The organism is Bradyrhizobium sp. LTSP849 (genome assembly GCF_000938255.1).
GTDB lineage: Bacteria > Pseudomonadota > Alphaproteobacteria > Rhizobiales > Xanthobacteraceae > Bradyrhizobium.
Genome location: NZ_JYMR01000023.1, coordinates 354730 through 374039, shown reverse-complemented (window position 1 = coordinate 374039; position 19310 = coordinate 354730). Strand labels below are relative to the sequence as shown.

Annotated in this window: 18 protein-coding genes; 9 read left to right on the top strand and 9 right to left on the bottom strand. The window is 62.9% G+C overall.

Going from position 1 to position 19310, the window contains the following annotated elements; all coding sequences use genetic code 11:
- Positions 1-24: 24 nt before the first annotated feature.
- Together UB31_RS17560 and UB31_RS17555 are read right to left on the bottom strand one after the other, a co-directional pair.
- A complete protein-coding gene (locus tag UB31_RS17560) occupies positions 25-453 on the bottom strand; it encodes an organic hydroperoxide resistance protein (RefSeq protein ID WP_082078542.1) in 429 nt (142 codons plus the stop codon).
- Between the two features lie 31 nt (positions 454-484).
- Positions 485-1267 (bottom strand): aspartate/glutamate racemase family protein, encoded by a 783-nt coding sequence (locus UB31_RS17555; RefSeq protein ID WP_045007016.1) that lies wholly within the window; start codon positions 1265-1267, stop codon positions 485-487.
- Positions 1268-1898: 631 nt separating this feature from the next.
- Here UB31_RS17555 and UB31_RS17550 point away from each other — a divergent pair.
- From UB31_RS17550 to UB31_RS17525, 6 genes are all read left to right on the top strand, one after another.
- Positions 1899-3047 (top strand): ABC transporter substrate-binding protein, encoded by a 1149-nt coding sequence (locus UB31_RS17550; protein ID WP_045011755.1) that lies wholly within the window; start codon positions 1899-1901, stop codon positions 3045-3047.
- Between the two features lie 39 nt (positions 3048-3086).
- Positions 3087-4130, top strand: a complete 1044-nt coding sequence (locus UB31_RS17545; RefSeq protein ID WP_045011754.1) for a branched-chain amino acid ABC transporter permease — start codon at positions 3087-3089, stop codon at positions 4128-4130.
- A complete protein-coding gene (locus tag UB31_RS17540; RefSeq protein WP_045011753.1) occupies positions 4127-5896 on the top strand; it encodes a branched-chain amino acid ABC transporter ATP-binding protein/permease in 1770 nt (589 codons plus the stop codon). The genes UB31_RS17545 and UB31_RS17540 overlap by 4 nt, the downstream gene beginning before the upstream one ends.
- Positions 5893-6606 (top strand): ABC transporter ATP-binding protein, encoded by a 714-nt coding sequence (locus UB31_RS17535; RefSeq protein ID WP_045011752.1) that lies wholly within the window; start codon positions 5893-5895, stop codon positions 6604-6606. The genes UB31_RS17540 and UB31_RS17535 overlap by 4 nt, the downstream gene beginning before the upstream one ends.
- 245 nt (positions 6607-6851) lie before the next feature.
- Positions 6852-7130, top strand: coding sequence for a hypothetical protein (locus tag UB31_RS17530; RefSeq protein ID WP_045011751.1), 279 nt, complete (start codon positions 6852-6854; stop codon positions 7128-7130).
- Positions 7131-7490: 360 nt separating this feature from the next.
- Positions 7491-8354 carry a L,D-transpeptidase gene (locus UB31_RS17525; RefSeq protein ID WP_045011869.1) on the top strand — a complete coding sequence of 288 codons (864 nt, stop codon included), beginning with the start codon at positions 7491-7493 and terminating at the stop codon, positions 8352-8354.
- A 206-nt stretch (positions 8355-8560) separates the two neighbouring features.
- Here the strand turns inward: UB31_RS17525 and UB31_RS17520 are convergent, their stop codons facing one another.
- Positions 8561-9331, bottom strand: a complete 771-nt coding sequence (locus UB31_RS17520; protein WP_045011750.1) for an SDR family NAD(P)-dependent oxidoreductase — start codon at positions 9329-9331, stop codon at positions 8561-8563.
- Positions 9332-9366: 35 nt separating this feature from the next.
- The gene (locus UB31_RS17515; RefSeq protein WP_245306007.1) at positions 9367-10521 is read right to left on the bottom strand and encodes an NADH:flavin oxidoreductase; all 1155 of its coding nucleotides are present in this window, start codon (positions 10519-10521) and stop codon (positions 9367-9369) included.
- A 110-nt stretch (positions 10522-10631) separates the two neighbouring features.
- On the opposite strand from UB31_RS17515, the gene UB31_RS17510 reads away from it, so the two are divergent.
- Positions 10632-11138 carry an RrF2 family transcriptional regulator gene (locus tag UB31_RS17510; protein ID WP_349643868.1) on the top strand — a complete coding sequence of 169 codons (507 nt, stop codon included), beginning with the start codon at positions 10632-10634 and terminating at the stop codon, positions 11136-11138.
- A gap of 63 nt (positions 11139-11201) precedes the next feature.
- Here UB31_RS17510 and UB31_RS17505 read toward each other — a convergent pair whose 3' ends face one another.
- Genes UB31_RS17505 through UB31_RS17485 form a run of 5 tightly spaced genes read right to left on the bottom strand, consistent with a single transcriptional unit; the run spans position 11202 to position 15458 of the window.
- Positions 11202-11909 (bottom strand): hypothetical protein, encoded by a 708-nt coding sequence (locus UB31_RS17505; RefSeq protein WP_045011747.1) that lies wholly within the window; start codon positions 11907-11909, stop codon positions 11202-11204.
- On the bottom strand, positions 11906-12343 hold the full coding sequence (locus UB31_RS17500; protein WP_045011746.1) for an acyl-CoA thioesterase: 438 nt from the start codon (positions 12341-12343) through the stop codon (positions 11906-11908). Before UB31_RS17500 ends, UB31_RS17505 begins: the two co-directional genes overlap by 4 nt.
- The gene (locus UB31_RS17495; RefSeq protein WP_045011745.1) at positions 12343-13251 is read right to left on the bottom strand and encodes a fumarylacetoacetate hydrolase family protein; all 909 of its coding nucleotides are present in this window, start codon (positions 13249-13251) and stop codon (positions 12343-12345) included. Before UB31_RS17495 ends, UB31_RS17500 begins: the two co-directional genes overlap by 1 nt.
- 52 nt (positions 13252-13303) lie before the next feature.
- Complete coding sequence (locus tag UB31_RS17490) at positions 13304-14410, bottom strand: cupin domain-containing protein (RefSeq protein ID WP_045011744.1); 1107 nt, start codon at positions 14408-14410, stop codon at positions 13304-13306.
- Between the two features lie 28 nt (positions 14411-14438).
- Entirely contained in the window at positions 14439-15458 is a 1020-nt protein-coding gene (locus tag UB31_RS17485; protein ID WP_045011743.1) for a carbon-nitrogen hydrolase family protein, read from the bottom strand.
- 125 nt (positions 15459-15583) lie between these two features.
- Here UB31_RS17485 and UB31_RS17480 point away from each other — a divergent pair, with 125 nt between their 5' ends.
- Complete coding sequence (locus UB31_RS17480) at positions 15584-17743, top strand: thiamine pyrophosphate-dependent enzyme (protein ID WP_045011742.1); 2160 nt, start codon at positions 15584-15586, stop codon at positions 17741-17743.
- On the top strand, positions 17740-19305 hold the full coding sequence (locus UB31_RS17475) for an indolepyruvate oxidoreductase subunit beta family protein (protein ID WP_045011741.1): 1566 nt from the start codon (positions 17740-17742) through the stop codon (positions 19303-19305). Before UB31_RS17480 ends, UB31_RS17475 begins: the two co-directional genes overlap by 4 nt.
- Positions 19306-19310 lie beyond the last annotated feature (5 nt).

Below are 19310 nucleotides of genomic sequence, written 5' to 3'. Positions count from 1 at the left end.
GACCGCCCGCCTCGTTCATCCGCCTCAGACCACCGTCAGTTTCACGGCAATATTGCCACGGGTTGCGTTCGAATAGGGGCAACGCTCGTGCGCGCCCGCAACGACCTCTTCGGCCACCGATTTCTCGACACCGGGCAGATTGACCTTCAGTTCGACAGCGAGCGCATATCCGACCGGAACCGGCCCCATCGCAACCTTTGCGGTCACGGATGGCTCGGCGGATGGCGCAACCTTCCGGGTGCGCGCGACGAGCTTGACCGCACCGAGAAAGCACGCGGCGTAGCCGGCCGCAAAGAGCTGCTCGGGATTGGTGCCTTCGCCACCGGGGCCGCCCATCGATTTCGGCAAGGACAGCGACACCGACAAAAGACCGTCGACGCTGGCGGCCTTGCCATCCCGACCTCCGGTCGCCGTCACCTCGGTCTCGTACAGGATCTTTTCGGGGGTCATCATGACGTGTTCTCCAAAACTAGCTTATCCAGGACTAACGGTTGTTGCGGGCAAGCAGCGCACGGAAATCCGCGCGCGCCTGGGCGCTGGCCCGTTTGAAGCTCGGCCCGCGGCTGGGCTCGGTGCCATTGAGCTGCCGGAGCTGCACCCACATCTCGGCACTCTTCAGAGCCACGGCCGCACAGTTGACCACCGGCGCGTGCCCGACCTTCAGGCCATGCTCCCTCCCGATCAGGAGGCCTGGCAGCACACCGGCGGGGATCACGACATCGGCGCCGCGCTCGACCAGCGGACGTGCGCAGGCGACAAAGTCCTCGATCATGCGAGCTTGCGCGGCCTGGTCTCCGGCGAACGCATCGGCGAAATCCTCCGGCTTGCAGCCAAGATTGGTCACGTGGACCACACGATCGCGCAGGCCGTAACGCTCGGCCTGCTCGTAGTGCCAGACCTCGAAGACGGGATCGAGCGTCACGAGGCCGAGCCGCCGACCGAGCTGTGAGGCCGCCAGCAACGTCGCCTCGCCGGTCCCGATCACGGGAATGTCGAGCGCCGAGCGCAGCTCGTAGAGTCCAGGATCCTGGAAATGCCCCATGACAAAGGCGTCGAATCCGCCCTCCTCGGCCGCGATGCCGTTGTCGATCGCCTGGACGGCGCAGCGCAATTCCGCAAGCCGTCCGAACTCCCGGTCCGGCGGTGAAATGCCCTCGACGTGAACCGTCGTACCTGATGCAGCGATGTTGTTGAGGTATTCCGACAGCCGCGCCATGTAGGGCGCGTTGACGCTCGCATCAACGAAGCTCTGCCAGAAGATGCGCATCGTCCTTCTCCTCAAGCGGTGATCGGAGGATCGGTCGTCGGCTGCCGATAAATATATTTCAACCATAAACTAATTGACGCGTCAAATGCGCGCGGCCGCGCCGACGACGGGCACCGTCACGGCCAGGCGAGCATGGCCTTTTCGCACCACCGAGCGGCGAGGAAACGCCGCACTCCGACGAAATTGTATGCAACAACATTTTTTTCTGACAGCGCCGTGACACGTGTTGACGGCCCCACCAATAATACTTTAGGCTTTAAGTAATTCCTCGCCGGTCAAGAACCGGCGGCCACGACAATGACGTTGCAGGGCACCGATTTTGAGAAACTCAATCGTGTGGACAGTCGCCGTGCTCGAACAGCCGGCAGCAGCAGCATCGCCGGTCGCGCATCGCGGCGGCGTCGACGACTTCTCATCGCTTCAGAAAAGGCCCGCCCGCATTCGCCGATGGGCCCGTTGTTCGAGCGGCAAGCAACCCCATGGCTGCTGACGCCCGGCCGAGCAAGCTCTCTTCGGTCGCGCCCGGGTTTCGGCGCTACAGCAACGCTTTCAATCGGTTCGTTCGTCGTTCGGGGTTCCCGCGCGGCGGCTTCGAGGCATTCCTATCCAGCACCAACGGAGGATAACGCAAATGCGCAAGACTGTTAGCCTACTCGCACTTGCCGCCGGGGTCTTCGCAGCCCCGGCTGCGCAGGCCGACATCACCATCGGCTTCGTCACATCGCTCAGCGGCAACGGTTCGTCGATCGGAATCCCCTATGGGCGCGGCATCAACGCCGCCTATGAATACAAGAAGACCATCAACGGCGAGACCATTCGCCTGATCCAGCTCGATGACGGCTCCGACCCGTCGGCCGCGACCCGCAACGCGCGCAAGCTCGTCGAAGAAGAGAAGGTGGATCTCCTGATCGGCACGGCGACGGCACCGTCGACCATCGCCATGGCGGCGGTGGCGAGCGAGCTGAAAGTGCCGATGATCGCGATCTCGCCGATCGGCAAGCTTCCGGACTCGCCCGAGCAGTGGGTGGTGTCGGTGCCGCAGCCTGCTTCCCTGCTCGTCAAGATCGTCGCAGACCGCATGAAGCGCGATGGCATGAAGAACATCGGCTATATCGGCTTCACCGACGCGTGGGGCGACCTCGTCTACAACGGCGCGAAGGCCGCCGAAGCCGCCGGTGACATCAAGATACAGACCAACGAGCGCTATGCCCGCACCGACACCTCGGTCACCGCGCAAATCCTCAAGGTGCTTGCCGCCCGGCCGGACGCCGTGCTGGACGGCGGCTCGGGTACCCAAGGTGCGCTGCCTCTTCTCAGCCTCGCCGACCGCGGCTTCAAGGGCAACACCTACGGCACGGTGGCGCTGGTCAATCCTGACTTCGTCAACGTCGGCGGCAAGGCGGCCGACGGCATTCAGGTCTCCGCCGGCCCCGTGATCGTGGCCGAGCAGCTGCCCGACGAGCACTTCGCCAAGAAAATCGCGCTGGATTTCCGCGCGGTGTACCAGAAGACTCATAACATCCCGACCACTGACGGCTTCTCCGCCTATTCCTTCGACGCCTGGCTGATTTTCGCCAATGCTGCGGAGCGCGCGCTGAAGACTGCGAAGCCCGGAACGGCGGAATTCCACACGGCGCTGCGGGACGCGATCCTCAGCACCAAGGAGTTGCCGGGCGTGCATGCCGTCTACAACTTCAAGCCCGGTGCGGTGACCGGCGTCGACGAGCGCTCGCTCGTCGTGGTGCGCCTGACGGGCGGCGCCTGGAAATACGCGCCGTAGTCGGAAGGCTGGCAGTCAGAACGGGGGAACGGCGTCTCAATGACGAGCGATATCGCAGCCATCCTTGGGATCGACGGGATCGCCACCGGCGCAGTCTATGCGCTGGTGGCGATCGGGACCGTCCTCATCTTCACGGTGACACGGGTCATCTTCATTCCCTTTGGCGACATCGCCGCATTCACCGCGCTGACACTGGCTGCCCTCGACGCCAAGCGCTTTCCGGGCACCGGAGCGCTGGTCGTCATCCTGGCCTGCCTTGCAACCTTGATCGAGATCATCTCGCTCGTGCGCGCCGGCGAGATTCGGCTGCTGCCACGCGCGCTGTTCTTCTATCTCGCGCTTCCGTTGGCCGTGGTCGGTCTCGCCTGGCTGACGATGCGCGCCGAGCCGCCGCTTGCCGTCAGGCTCGTGCTTGCGCTGATGCTGATCACGCCGATCGCTCCACTTCTGGATCGGATCGTATTCCGACCCATCGCGGACGGAACGGTGCTGTTGCTGCTGACCGTCTCCGTCGCGCTGCATTACGCACTGGTCGGTCTGGGGCTGCTGTTCTTCGGACCTGAAGGTGTCAGAACCGAACCGCTGACGTCGTTCTCGACCGAGTTCGCCGGCGTGCTGGTCTCGGGCCAGACCATGCTGATCGTGCTCGCAGCCCTCGTCTTCAGCGGCCTCCTCTATCTGTTCTTCGACTTCACTCTGGTCGGAAAATCGCTGCGCGCCACGGCCGTGAACCGGACCGGCTCCCGCCTGATGGGGATACGGCCCGCCCGCGCCGGCACGATCGCCTATCTGCTGGGCTCGCTGATGGCCGGCGTATCCGGCATCCTGATCGCGCCGGTCAACACCGTGTTCTATGATTCCGGCTTTCTGATCGGCCTCAAGGCCTTTGTCGGCGCCATCGTCGGCGGCATGACCAGCTATCCCGGTGCTGCGATCGGCGCCGTCGGCGTCGGCATCCTCGAGAGTTTTGCATCCTTCGAGAGCAGTGCGCTGAAGGACGTCATTGTGTTCTCGCTGCTGATCCCGATCCTGATCTGGCGATCCCTGGCCTCGCTGCATTCCGAGGAGGAGATCGAGGAATGACGCGCCTTCACGTTCAGCTTGCGGCGATCGCAGCGGTGGTGTGCATTGCGCTCGCGCCCTTCGTTCTGAGCCCCTTCAGCATCACGCTGATGAATTATATCGGCATCTATTCGCTCGTCGCCATTGGCCTTGCGCTCCTCACCGGCGTCGGCGGCATCGTGTCGTTCGGGCAGGCAGCGTTCGTCGGCATCGCCGCCTATGCCACCGCCTGGGTCTCCGCGCTGAACGGATACTCGCCGTGGCTCGGCCTCGTGTTCGGCGTGGTGCTGACCTGCTGCGTCGCGGCCGTCCTCGGCCTCGTCACCTTGCGGCTCCAGGGCCATTTCCTCTCGCTCTCGACCGTCGCATGGGGCCTGGCCATCGGCTTCCTGTTCGGCAATGTCGAGGGGCTCGGCCGCTTTAACGGCATCTCGTCGATCCCGCCGATCAGCATCGGATCGTTCGCGCTGGTCTCGAGCTCGCAGATCTATTTCCTGATCTGGGGCATCGTCGCTGCCGTCCTCCTGCTCGGCTATAATTTGCTGGACTCGCGGCTCGGTCGCGCCATGCGCGCGTTGCGTGGCGGCAATACGCTGGTCGAGAGCCTCGGCATCAACGCCTTCCGGATCAAGCTCGTGACCTTCGTGATCGCGGCTTTCCTCGCCTCGCTTTCCGGGTGGCTCTACGCCCATATGAGCCGCTTCATCAGCCCGGGCCCGTTCGACGCCGGCATGGGCATCGAATATCTGATGATGTCGATGGTCGGCGGCGCCGGCAGCCTTCTCGGCGGTGTCGTTGGTGCGGCCGTCGTCACCCTGCTCAAGAACAGCGTGCAGGACTATCTGCCGCTGATCGCGAAGGGCGCCTCCGGGCAGCTCGAGATCGTCGCCTTCTCCGCGTTGTTCATCCTGTTCCTGCAATGGGCGCGACAAGGCATCGTGCCCTTCGTTGCGCGCTATCTGCCGAAGGTCAGGCGCGAGCGGCCACACCCGGCGCCGCCCCTGCCGCGTCGCGCACAGCCGACGCCGGGCGAACTCCTTCTGAAGGTCGATGGCGCCGAGCGCCGGTTCGGCGGCCTGGTTGCCGTCAACAATGTCAGCTTCGAGGTCCGCTCCGGCGAGATCCTCGCCGTGATCGGGCCGAACGGTGCCGGCAAGAGCACGATGTTCAACTGCCTGACCGGCGCGCTCCGGGTCAACAAGGGCGAGATCGTCTTTGCGGGGCGTCCGATCACGCGTGATGCGCAATCCCGCATCGCCAAGGCCGGTGTCGCGCGGACCTTCCAGCATGTGAAGCTGCGGCCACGCATGAGCCTTCTGGAAAACGTCATGCTCGGCACTTACGCACGCACGCACGCGGGCCTGTTCGCCGGTGCCTTCCGCCTCAACCAGCGGGAGGAAGCCAGCGTCCGGCATGAAGCGCTGATGCAGCTCGAGCGCGTCGGGCTCGGCGAAAAGCCGTTCGAGCTCGCAGGCAATCTGCCGCTCGGCAATCAGCGCATCCTCGAGATCGCGCGCGCGCTGGCCGCCGATCCCGCCCTGCTCGTCCTCGACGAGCCGGCCGCGGGCCTGCGCCGCCAGGAGAAGCTCCGGCTTGCGGAGCTGCTCCGCTCGCTGCGGTCGGACCATCTGACCATCCTGATCGTCGAGCACGACATGGAGTTCGTGATGTCGCTAGTCGACCGCATCGTGGTGCTCGATTTCGGATCAAAACTCTGCGAAGGCGCGCCAGCCGCGATCCGCAGCGACGAGCGGGTTCAAGAGGCCTATCTCGGAGGCGTCGCGTGAGCGAGATGTTTTCCATGACCGACGTGACCGTCTGCTACGACAATGTCGAAGCGGTCCGCAACGTCTCGCTGTCGGTCGAAGAAGGCCAGATCGTCACCGTCATCGGCCCGAACGGCGCCGGCAAGACCACGCTGCTGATGGCCGCCATCGGATTGCTCGCCTCGCGCGGCCGCATGGTTTTTCAGGGCGGCGATATTGGAAAAATGTCCGTCGAGGACCGCGTCGAGCGCAGGCTGTGCCTTGTCCCGGAAAAACGCGAGCTGTTCTCCGACATGTCGGTCGCCGACAATCTTCTGCTTGGCTCCTACAGCCTGCGTGACCGCTCGGGCGTCCAGAAGACACTGGACGAGGTCTATGATCGCTTCCCGCGCCTGAAAGAGCGGCAGCGCCAGGCCGCCGGCACCCTCTCCGGCGGCGAGCGCCAGATGCTCGCACTCGGGCGCGCGCTGATGGCCAAGCCGAAACTGCTCATGCTCGATGAGCCGAGTCTCGGCCTCGCACCGCTGATCGTGCGCGAGATTTTTCGCACCATCGCGTCGCTGCGCGATCTCGGTGTGTCGATCCTGCTGGTCGAGCAGAACGCCCGCGCTGCGCTGGAGACGGCCGACTACGGTTACGTGCTTGAGACGGGCGAGGTCGTGCAATCCGGCCCCGCGAAGGATCTGATCCACGATCCCCGGCTGATCACGGCTTATCTCGGCGGCCACTAGAGCCGGCCAGGATCAGGCCCAACGGGCCGCGCAACATAAACATCGAAAACAACCCCATGCACAGTAGCCGGTGACGGCGATATCAATGGCTTAACGGTCGACACCTGCGGATCTTACGAAAGCCATTTGCTCCGTCGGGCAAAACAGGGGCATGATGCCATCATCGCCGCGCATGGATAGAAGATGGCTTCCACGGCCGTATGCGTTTGAACCATCGGCCTCGTGTTGGCGACCAAGAGCCAATCATGTTCGACGATCTGATGACCCTCCTGGTTATTCTGTCTTTCGGCTTTCCCGCTATTCCATGGTTTTTTGGTGCGCGATGGGGGTCGAGGGGAGTTTGGCTCAGTACAGGATTTGCCGTAGTCACCCTGCTATGTTGTTTTCCGATATTGTTTTCGGTTGCATGCGGTGCCTGTGGGCAGGGCGCGATAGCCATCTTTATGCTGGGCCCGATCTGGATTGCTTCGGCATTGCTTACGGTCACTTCGGCGGCGTTGGCTCACTACAAATTCGCGCGCTAATTTCCGCAAGACCGCGAAGGCGCTGGGGGTAACGATACCGCCCACGCTGGGCATCGCAGATGAAGTGATTGAGTAAAGCATCAGCGATGTCGGCTGTTGGCCTTGGCCTCGAGGCCAAAGCGAAAGTGCTGAGAGCAACGCCGGCACTAACCACCCTGCGCGAGCGCCAAACATCTTCCAAAGTTGCCTCGTCGTCCACGTCGCTTGCTAAATTATCAAGCGATACTCCCAATTTTTACGTTGCCGAACAAGAGTTCGGCGTTAACCACCGTTAACGAGTTCCAGTCTGAGCGGCATCGCTTCGAAGTTTCTTAAATGTTGCTGGTTACCTCTTTTGGGCATGGTGACCTGGGGAAAGATATGAGCAAGCGCGCCAAACGTCGAAAGGCAGAAACGCTCGCGATACCCATGGTCGCGAGAGTTGCAATTGGCGCCGTGGCCGTCGCCGCATTGGGGTACGGTTTGCTGTCTCGCCCTGCGAGCGTGCAACCGATACGGAAGCCGTCCGCACCTCAGGCCCAGGCATCGTCAACTCCGGTTTACGTGGCAACTCCGGTTCATGCATCGGCGCCAGCTCCGGCTCCGATTCTTCCGGCACCGGTCCCTCTGGTCGAACCACCAAAAGCCGCTGACGGTCCCGGAGCATTTGTTCGGCAGGTGGTTGACTACGCCAGCCACCAGACGCCGGGTACCGTGATCATCGATACCAAAAACACATTCCTTTATTTCGTTCTGAACGACGCGCAAGCGATGCGCTACGGCATCGGTGTTGGCCGCGAAGGTTTCGCATGGTCCGGTGAACAGACTGTGGCCCGTAAAACAGAATGGCCGGATTGGCGTCCGCCGACAGAGATGCTTGTGCGTCAGCCTTATCTGCCGCGGTTTATGGCGGGCGGTCCCGGCAATCCACTCGGCGCCCGGGCGATGTATCTCGGCGAGACCGAATATAGAATTCACGGCACCAACAAGCCCGATACGATCGGGAAGCGGGTTTCGTCCGGCTGTATCCGGCTGACCAATGAGGACGTCGCGGATCTTTATGAACGCGTGAAAGTCGGAGCAAAAGTGATCGTGCTTCCAGCAACCACTGCCCATCGACCATCCCAGGCAGCGCCGCCCGACGCCGCTGTCCGATCGCCGGACCCGGCATCGCCGCCGAACCGGCCCTCGGCAACTAACGCGCAGATGCCGTCATCTGGACCGAAGATCGCCGAGGTCCAGTAACTCGGTCCTCCGTCCTCGGTCCGCAACTGAGGACGAGGAGGCAATTCAAGTCGTCGCTTCTAAGTCAGCTTCTGGCCCGTTTCAGAAGCGCCGTGACGTGTGACTTAAGTCTGAAACGAGCGCCAAAGCGCACATCTGGCGATCAATCTGAATTTACGGGCTCACACCCTTATCCTACTGGTCCAGGTCTCGCGCTGCGCGGAGGCTCAGAGCGCCCAGCCCCCGGACACTTCGATACGCTGAGCGTTGATCCAACGATGAGACGGAGACAGCAGCGCAGCGATGACAGGTCCGATATCGTCGGGCACTCCGGCGCGCCCCAGCGCTGTCTGCGACGCGATGAAAGCATTCACCTCAGGGATGTCGCGCAGCGCCCCTCCGCCGAAATCCGTTTCGATTCCGCCGGGCGCGACGACGTTCACGGCTATTTTGCGCTCCGAAAGCTCCTTCGCGAGATAACGCGTGAGCACCTCGATCGCACCCTTCAGGGCCCCATAGACGGCAAAGCCGGGCAGAGCGACCCGCGCAAGGCCGCTCGACAAGTTCACGATACGACCGCCATCGGCAATGATCGGCAGGAGCTTTTGTGTCAGGAAGAACACGCCCTTGAAATGAACGTTGACAAGGCGATCAAACAGCTCTTCCGACGTCGTCGCGAAGGGAGCATCCAGCCCGATGCCGGCGTTGTTGACGAGAGCGTGGATGGTCTCGTGTCCGAGCCGACCGAGCTCGCTGCGCAGAGCGGCGGCAAAGGCGTCGAAAGAACCGATGTCAGTGGTATCCAATCGTAGGGCGACCGCTTTGCGGTCGAGCCCTTCAATCTCGCTCACGACCTCGGCCGCTGCATCTCTGTTGCTATGATATGTGATGATGACGTCGAAGCCGCTTCTTGCAGCTGATATCGCCGTGTTGCGGCCGAGACCACGGCCACCACCGGTCACGAGGATGATGTTGGGTGTGGAGTTTTGATTGGACATGATGGTTCTCTTGCGGGGCTAGGGAGAGAGGGACGTCAGACGAGGGTCTGAAGCATGCTGAGGCTGTAAGGGACGAAAGGCGTGCCGTTTCGGACGCGATGCGGCCAATCCGGGTTGGCGATCAGCGCTCTTCCCACCGCCACGAGGTCGAAGTCGCCGCGCTCCAACCCTGCAAGCAGCGGGGCGAGATTGTTCTCGGGCAGGCTGCCCTCGCCGCGCATCATCTCGGCCATCGAGTTGTCGAGCGTGATCGAGCCGACAGTGATGGTCGGCTTTCCCGTCAGCCGCTTCGTCCAGGTCGCGAGATTCGCGTCCGTGCCGAACTCACCTTCCCAATATCGACGTTGGGACAGATGGAATGCATCGACGCCAGCGCTCGCGAGGGGGCGAACGATAGCAGCCCATTCGTCCGGGCTGGCCGCGAGCCGTGCGCTATAATCCTGCTGCTTCCAGGTCGACAGCCGCAGCACCACCGGGAAATCAGGCCCGACATTCGCGCGGATCTCCTGAATGACCTCGGCGGCGAAACGGGTTCGGCGGCCGATGTCGCCGCCATACGCGTCCTCGCGCAGGTTGGTTTGATCCCAGAGGAACTGATCGATGAGATAGCCATGGGCGCCGTGAATTTCGACGCCGTCAAAGCCCAGCGCCTTTGCGGTGCGCGCTCCTACGCCGTAGGCCTCTATCACGCTACGAATTTCGCTGAGGGTCGCCGGCCGCCCGACCCGTTCGAAAGGCAGACCGTTCCCTCCAATGATGCCGGAAGGGCTGAAGCGGTCGTCGCTGCCGGGACCACCGTCATAGAGACGCCCCACGCCGTCGACCTGCGGCTTGCGGACCAGCCCGACGTGCCAGAGCTGCGCGAAGATCCGCCCTCCCGCGTCGTGTACTTGCTCAACCACTCGCCGCCATCCGTCGAGAGCGTCATCGCCGTAGATGCGGGGCGCGTTTTCATCGTGCCCCGCGCTGGGATGAGGGATGAAGGTGCCTTCAGTCATGATGAGCCCGACGCCGCCCTCGGCTCGCCGCCGATAGTAGCGGGCGACATTCTCACCCGGCACGCCTCCGGGCGACATGGCGCGGGTCATCGGGGCCATCGCGATACGGTTGCGCAGTTCGAGACCGCCGATCCGAGTGGACTTAAAGAGGATGTCGAGAGGATCAGAGAGTTTCATTTGGACGGCGGACACGCTGTGCTCCTGGAGGGCGCGGATGTGAGAGACCGACCCTTCTAAAATGCATCGATACATGATACATTTAAAGCTCAGAATGCAATCATGTCAGATACATTATCACGGGAATGTGTCCGCGTGCGTGGCTATGGCGAGGTAAGCCAATGATAGATCTACGCTTTTCGACTGCATTGCAGATGGTGCTGAGCGTGGCGCTCGCGGATCAGGATGGCTTCCGGTGCACGAGTCGAACTTTGGCGGAGGGCCTCGGCACAAACGCGAGCTTCATTCGCAAGTTGCTGATCCCGCTGACTCGTGAGGGCATGCTCGTCGCAGCGATCGGCAAGGGCGGCGGTCTTCACCTCGGCCGGGCGGCCGAGCAGATCACATTGCGGGATCTCTATCTTGCAGTGATGGAGGACAAGAGGCTCCTTGTCGGCCGGGAGGATGTTGCGCCTCGATGCAGGATCAGCGCCAATATCAACGAATTCTTTGCGGAGGTCGCCACCGACGCTGAGATTGCGATGTTAGATGCTCTCGGCCGTCGGAACATCGCAGATAGTCTTGCCGAGCTTCTGCGTCGCGATGCCATCCGTATGAAGCGAGTGACGAAAACGGCGAACGCCGCCGAATAGCTGAAGGACGTCCGCCGACCAATTTTGAATTGTGGGTTCGTGCCCCAATTTTTTCTCGGTTCTCTAAGACTTGGGCCGCACCGTCCTCGTCAACATCGGAAAATGCTTGTTGCCACCCGCGAACGGCGGGAACTGGACGAAGTCCGCGCGCATGCGCTTGATCACGTCGGAGCCGAGCGCATGCGCGAGGGCTTGCGGGCTGTCGAACACCAGCTTGTTGCGCTGCATGTGCTCGACGCGCTGCGACGGAAGGCGGTCGACCCAATCGATACGCGTGTAGATCTCGATCTGGCGAACGTTCGGAAACGTTCGCATGATCGATGGATGGTGCTCCAGATAATGCAGGTTCCAGGCATTCATGTCTTCGGCTGGGCCGGGATAGTGCACGAGGTAACTGCACGGCGTCGTCGTGCCTGCCGGATGTTCGGCGACATTGACGGGGAACGCGCGCGTCAGCATCACCTGATGCGTGACGTCCAGTCCGGTGAGGCCTGACAAGCCGGCTCCCGTCGCAAGCTTGGCAAGGATACTGCCGCGATCCATCGCCGCCTCGCACGCGAACAGGTTCGGAAACCGCAGTTGAAGCGCAAACACAGGGCCGGAGCCATCGGCCTTGTAGGGATGATCGACCGACTGCTCCAGCGGCGTGAACAGCAAGCCCTCGGTCATGTCCGGAGTCGATCCGACCAGTGCTGCGGCGGCATCAAGATCGTCGGATCTGACCCGACGTTCGCCGGCCGGATCGGAGAACGTCATGAACAGGGAGATCATGATGGCGCCGCCTCAATGTCCTCATCGACGCTCAGATGCGCCACCAGGGCCGTGCGAACGTCGTCGGGCCATGGAATCGCGTGGTGATCGACGAGCGACGTCGCAGCAAGTATCTGGCGGGCTCGCCAGCGCATGCCGTCCGCGCCCGAAATAACATGCTGCAAATGGAGCGACGATCCTCCGACCCGGCCAATGCGCAATTTGAACGTCAGGAGATCGCCGAACATCGAGGGTCGGGAAAAGTCGCAGGTCAGATGCACCGTGGGCGTCCCGATCTTCCGGATCGTGATCAATCCCGGCCATGGAAAGCCGATCGCAGCCCAGAACTCCTCGACGACGCCGTTGAGGATGTTCAGGTAGGACGGGAAGTACGCGATCCCTGAGGGATCGCAATCCCCGAACCGCAGCTCGCGATCGAACGAGAACGTGGTCATCAGATCGCAACGACAGGGTGCCTGATGACACCGACGCCGTCGACCCCGGCTTCGACCACGTCACCCGGCCATAGCCATTCCTGGGGAGTCCTGCCGGCGCCGACGCCCTCCGGCGTTCCCGTTGCAATGATGTCGCCCGGTTCCAGCGTCATGCCCGATGAAATGTCCGATATCAGCACCGGGATGTTGAAGATCATGTATTTGGTGTTGGAGTCCTGCTTCATGACCCCGTTCTTGGTCAGCCAGAGCCGGAGATCATGCGGGTCGGGGATTTCATCCGCGGTCACGATGCACGGGCCGAACGGCGCATAGGTGTCCATGCCCTTGGAAAAGATCCACTGGCCGGCGCGGCGATTGTCGCGCGCGGAAATGTCGATCATCACGGAATAGCCGAAGACGTGGTCCATCGCCTTGTCGGTCGCGATGCGCATTGCGGTCTTGCCGATGATGACGGCGAGCTCGACCTCCCAGTCGAGCTGCTGCGTCATCTTCGCATTGTGCTGGATCGCCGCGCCGGGGCCGACCACCGATGTCGGCGGCTTGGAGAAGACGACCGGCTGCTTCGGCAGATCCTTGTCCGTATCCAGGCTCTTGGCGGACTCCGCGACATGCGCGCGGTAGTTCAGCCCGATGCCAAAAATGTTCTTCCGCGGGCGCGGGATCGGGGCCAGCAGCTTTACGTCCTCGAGCGGAACGGCGGAGCCGGCTGGGAAGCGGCCATTTGCATCCTCCAGTGCGTCCTTGAGCGCCGGCAACAGGGTCACGCTGTTGTCGATGAACGACAGCATGTCGCTCGGCCATGTCACGCCGCTGGACGCGCCGAGGTGTTCGACATCGACGACCAATCCGTTGACGAGCGCGCCGAGGCGCGCACCGCTGGAGCCCAAAGTGTAGGTGACGAGGCGCATGGAGATTTGACCCGACTCTTTCGGTTGAATTCTGGTAGCAGGCGATAGAACGTCAGGCGGCAACCGGCTGGTGGCCGGCATTGTCGCCATAGGCCTCTTCCCGATAGAAGCCGAGGCCTTCGATGACAGGCAAATCGTTGAAGCAGAACAGGCAGGCATCCTCGCTGTCAGAGATATTGCCATGCTCGTGCCAGGCCCAGGACGGCACGCAGAAGATGTCGCGCTCCTCCCATTCGAAACGCTTGCCGCCGATCACGGAATAACCGCGGCCCTTGGCGACCTGATAGATGAAGCTGCCGGTGTGCCGATGCGACTTCGTCTTCTCGCCTGGCCGCAGCAATTGCATGCTGGCGCCGATCGTCTGCATCACGTGTCCGCCTGTGATCGGATTGACGTAGTTCATGAGAATACCGTCGAAGGGCGAGCCGTCGGTCGCGGCGGCATATTTGCGCAAGGAATCGTAGGTGGGCTCCCACTCATATTTGAACATGGGAGAATAGCCCTTCGACCATGTCGCGCCGGCCGGGCGAAGACCGGGATTGCCCCAGGTCTTGGTCGTGCCGTCCACGGGATAGCCCGACTCCTCCTGCTGAACCTTTGGATGGACCGCGAAGAAGTTCGCCTCCAATGCGTTCACCAGCGGGATGTCGAGGCCGTCCTGCCAGATGCAGACCGAGCCGTTGCCTTCGACACCGTGCTCGTGCCAGGTGCCGTTCGGCGTGAGCACGAAATCCCGCGCGCCCAGCGTCATCTTGTGACCATCGACGATGGTGTAGGCGCCCGACCCTTCCATGATGAAGCGCAGGGCTGAAGCAGAGTGCGCATGTGCAGTTGCGACTTCGCCGGGGTGCATCACCTGCAAGCCCGAATAGAGCCAACCGACCGCGGCCGAGACGTCGCGGCGGCCGGGATTGTTGAGGTAGATCACCCGCCGCCCCGCCTTCTCCGGTGAGACCAGCTCGACCGAACGCAACACGTGCTCGCGCAGATCGTTGTAGCGCCAGAGCACGGGAACGGACGCCGATTGCGGCGCCCACGGCTCGATCTTGTTGGCGACCGTCCACAAGGCGCCCGCCTCGTATTTTTCGAGATCCTTGTAATAGGCCTTGAGCTCGGGCGTGTCTTCGACATTGGCCCGGCCGACGACGTTTTCGCGCATCCTGTCCTCCAAAATCCTATTGCAAGTCCTAATCCGATCTCAGTGGTATCGGCGTGAACCCGCCCTGCTCCGCAGCTTCGCCTTGACTGTCTGCGAGGTCCAGCGGCGCCAGCGGACGGCGGTTGACCCGCAGATCAAAAATGTCGAACCGGTTGTAGTGCCCAACGATGTCATGCATCTGCTTCGGCTGGATGCAGCGTTCGAGGTCGATGTCGGCATAGACGATGCCTTCGTCGTCGATCAGCGGCGCTCCGACCACGCGACCGTCCGGTCCGATGATGCCGGAGAATGCGCTCGACTTCCGTTGCAGGCGCGCGCGTGCGTCGGGAACGATGGTCTCCATCGCGGTGATGATCTCCTCCGACACCGTCGAACAGGAGACGATCGTAAAAATCTTGCCTTCAAAGGAATGGGCAATTGCGCGCAACTTGATTGCCTCCGCCATGTCGTAGTCGGGGGGCGCGACGGGAAGCGAGATGTAGCTGGCGACATGCACGAGCTCGCCCTGCCCCAGCAGGGCAAAGCGCGCCAGCGTGTTGGTGTTCTCGCCGCAGGCCAGGCCTCCGAGGCGCCCGATCTCGGTATCATAGACGCGCAGGCTCGATCCGTCACCGCCGGTCCAGGTCAGCTTCTCTGCCCAGGTCGGCACCAGCTTGCGGTGCTTGCCGAGCAGCGCGCCATCCGGCCCGATGAAAACCAGCGTGTTGTAGATCGCGCCCAGCGAAACCGGGCTGCGCTCGTTCACGCCGAGCACGACATAGCAGCCCGTATCGCGCGCGGCCTTCCGGACGACATCAACCTCCAGACCCGGCACGAGCACCGACGCCTTGACGAGCTTCTCGAACCACGCGCTCCCGGTGATAGGATCGGTGATCCAATTCCAATAGGGATAGCCGGGAACGAACACCTCGGGAAACGCGACGAGTTTCGCACCGTTGGCCGCGGCCTCACGGACCAGTGAAGCCGCCTTGTCGGCCGTCGCGCTCGGGTCGAGATAGACAGGTGAAGCCTGGACGGCGGCGGCTCTAAAGCGAGGCAGCTTCAGCATTGGCCCTACCCTGTCGCTGGCTCATGATCGCTTTCGGAGCAGAGATCCGCAAGCGTGATAGCATGGCGCGGCGTTGACTTACTTCACATGTAAACGTATGCTATCGCATATTTCTGGAGGGTGCAATGGCTGAACGTTCCTTTGCTCGCGAGGTCGAGGATCTCCGGCTCGGCGATGGCGATATTTTTCGCGGCGAAGGCATCCTCGCCATCACCAAGGCGCTGCTGCAATCGGGCGTCGCCTATGTCGGCGGCTACCAGGGCTCGCCGATCTCGCATTTGATGGACGTGCTCGCCGACGCCAAGGACGTGCTCGACGATCTCGGCGTCGTGTTCCAGAGCTCCGCCAATGAAGCGGCGGCAGCGGCCATGCTGTCGGCCTCGGTGATGTATCCCCTGCGCGGCGCGGTCGCGTGGAAATCGACCGTCGGCACCAACGTCGCCTCGGACGCACTCGCCAATCTCGCCTCGGGCGGCGTCACCGGCGGCACCATGATCATTGTCGGCGAGGACTATGGCGAAGGCTCCTCCATCATGCAGGAGCGCACCCATGCGTTTGCGATGAAATCGCAGATCTGGCTGCTCGACCCACGCCCCGACCATGAATGCATCGTCAATCTGATCGAGAAGGGTTTTGAGCTCTCGGAGTTCTCCAACACGCCCGTGATGCTGGAGGTACGTGTTCGTGCCTGTCACATGCACGGAAGTTTTGCCTGCAAGGACAACGTCAAGCCGGCCCACACCATCAAGGACGCGCTCAACAATCCCAAGCGCGACGTCAACCGCATCGTGCTGCCGCCTGCGGCCTATGAGCACGAGCAGGAGAAGATCAAGACGCGGATGCCGGCAGCTGTTGGATTCATCCGCGACAACAAACTGAACGAATGGATGGGACCGAAGCAGGGCAAGGTCGGCATCATCATGCAGGGTGGGATGTACAACAACGTCATCCGCGCGCTGCAATATCTCGGGCTTTCGGATGCCTATGGCAATACGCAAGTCCCGCTCTACGTCATGAACGTCACCTACCCCGTGATCGACACCGAGGTCGCGGAGTTCTGCCTCGACAAGGAGGCCATTCTCATCGTCGAGGAAGGCCAGCCGGAATACCTGGAGCAGGCGATCAATACGGTGCTGCGCCGCAGGGACATCAATGCGCGCATCCACGGCAAGGACGTGCTGCCGATGGGCGGCGACTACACCGCGCAGGTCCTGCTCGGTGGTGTCAGAGAATTCCTGGAGAAGACCGAGCCGCGGCTGCTTGGCAACCAGCCGCCGGCGCCGGGCGCTGCGTCCGTGCTCAATCACCCCGCGGTCGAGAAGCTCAAGCAGGTCGTGCCGGCGCGCCCGCCCGGGCTTTGCACCGGCTGCCCGGAGCGCCCGATCTTCGCCGCGATGAAGCTGGTCGAGGAAGAGCTCGGCCAGCACCACGTCTCGGCCGACATCGGCTGCCATCTGTTCTCGATCCTGCCGCCCTTCAACATCGGCGCGACCACCATGGGCTTTGGTCTCGGTCCGGCCTCGACCTCAGCCTTCAACGTCAAGGCCGACAAACGCTCGATCGCCGTGATGGGTGACGGCGGCTTCTGGCACAATGGATTGACCAGCGGCATCGGCAATGCCGTGTTCAACAAGCATGACGGCGTCTTTCTCATCGTCGACAATTACTACACCTCGGCGACCGGCGGTCAGGACATCCTGTCCTCGCGCGCGACCAACAAGCGGCGCGACACCAACAATTCGATCGTCAAGGCCGTGAAGGGCATCGGCGGGCAATGGGTCCGCCAAATCGACCGCACCTATGACGTCGGCAAGATGCGGGACACGCTGAGGGAAGCGCTGACGACCAAGGACGAAGGCCCCAAGGTCATCGTCGCCTCCTCCGAATGCATGCTGAACAAGCAGCGCCGGGTGAAGCCGCTGATGAACAAGGCGATCAAGGACGGCATCCGCACCGTCAAGGAGCGCTTTGGCGTCGACGAGGACGTCTGCACGGGCGATCATGCCTGCATCCGGCTCTCGGGCTGCCCGTCGCTGTCGGTGAAGCAGCTGGACGATCCCTTGCGCGACGATCCGGTCGCGGCGATCGACAATTCCTGCGTTGGATGCGGCAATTGCGGCGAGGTCGCCGAGGCCGCTGTGCTCTGCCCCTCGTTCTACCGCGCCGACGTCATTCATAATCCGACCCGCTGGGACACCTTCAAATCGAAGGTTGCGATGGCCGTGATCGGCTGGCTGCAGCGGCGGCGCGATCGCCGGCGCCCCGCGCTCGAGGCGCTGGCATGAGAGACGAGACGATCCGACTGACGCTGCCTGCCGCCGGTGAAGCAACCGAGCGGCCGATCTCGCTCGCGATCGTCGCGATGGGCGGCCAGGGCGGCGGCGTCCTGACCGACTGGATCGTGCAGCTCGCCGAGAACCATGGCTGGGTCGCGCAATCGACCTCGGTGCCCGGCGTCGCCCAGCGCACCGGCGCCACGATCTATTACATCGAGGCGATGCCGCCGCTCGACGGCCGCAAGCCGATCCTGTCGCTGATGCCGACGCCCGGCGACGTCGATGTGGTGATGGCCGCTGAATTCATGGAGGCCGGCCGGTCGATCCTGCGCGGCCTCGTGACGCCGGACCGCACCACGCTGATCGCATCCAACCACCGGTCGCTTGCGATCGGCGAGAAGATCGCGCCGGGCAATGGCATTGCCGATGACGGCGCCGTCACCGGCGCCATCGGAATTGCCGCGAAGACCGAGATCATCTTCGACCTCAACGCGCTCGCCATCGCGAACGGCAGCGTCATCTCGTCCGCGATGTTCGGCGCGCTCGCTGCGGCCAGCGTGCTGCCCTTCGACCGCGACAGCTATCTCAACGTCATCCGCGCCGGCGAGAAAGGGGCCAAGGCCAGCATTCGAACCTTCGAAGCGGCCTTTGACCGGGTCAAGACAGGGGCTCCCGAGGTTGTCGCGCCAGCGCCAGCGAAGCAGGCCGACAATATCCCCTCTCCCGTGGCGCCCGATCCGGATCTCGCAACGCTTGTCACAAGGTTGAAGCAGGAGCTGCCGGAGCCCGCCCTGGCCATGGCCCGCGCCGGCCTGACGAAAGTGGTCGACTTCCAGGACGTCGCCTATGGCGCCGAATATCTCGACATCCTCAAAACGCTGCATGCGGCCGACCGAAACGCCGGCGGTGCTGCCCGGGGCTATGCCTTCACGGAAGCCGCCGCGAAATACGTCGCCAACGCGATGACCTATGATGACGTCATCCGCGTCGCCGACCTCAAGACGCGCGCCGGTCGCCGCGCGCGCATCGAGGACGAGCTGGAATTGTCGGAGGGACAGGTGCTCCAGACCACGGAATTCATGCATCCCCGCATGGAGGAGGTCATGGGCATGCTGCCGGCGGGCTTCGGTCGCTGGCTGGGCGCGAGACCGCGCCTGCTCGGTTGGCTCGATCGTCGCGTCAACAAGGGACGGCGGGTACGGACCTATTCGCTGCCCTGGTTCCTCGCGCTTTATGTCGTGGGCGGGCTGCGCGGCCTGCGCCGCCGCTCGCTGCGTCACGCCGTCGAGACCGCTCACCGGGACGAATGGCTCAAGGCCGCGACCGACGCGGTCGGCACCAACTACCAGCTCGGTGTCGAAATCCTGCAATGCCGCCGCCTGGTGAAGGGCTATTCCGATACCCACGCCCGGGGGCTGTCGAAATTCGACAAGACGCTGGCGGCGATCAAGCTGGTCGAGCGGCGCGATGATGCCGCGGATTGGGCGCGCCGCCTGCGCGAGGCAGCACTGAAAGACAGCGCCGGCAAGGACCTCGACGGCGTGATCCAGACCATCAAGACTTTTGCATGATTCCA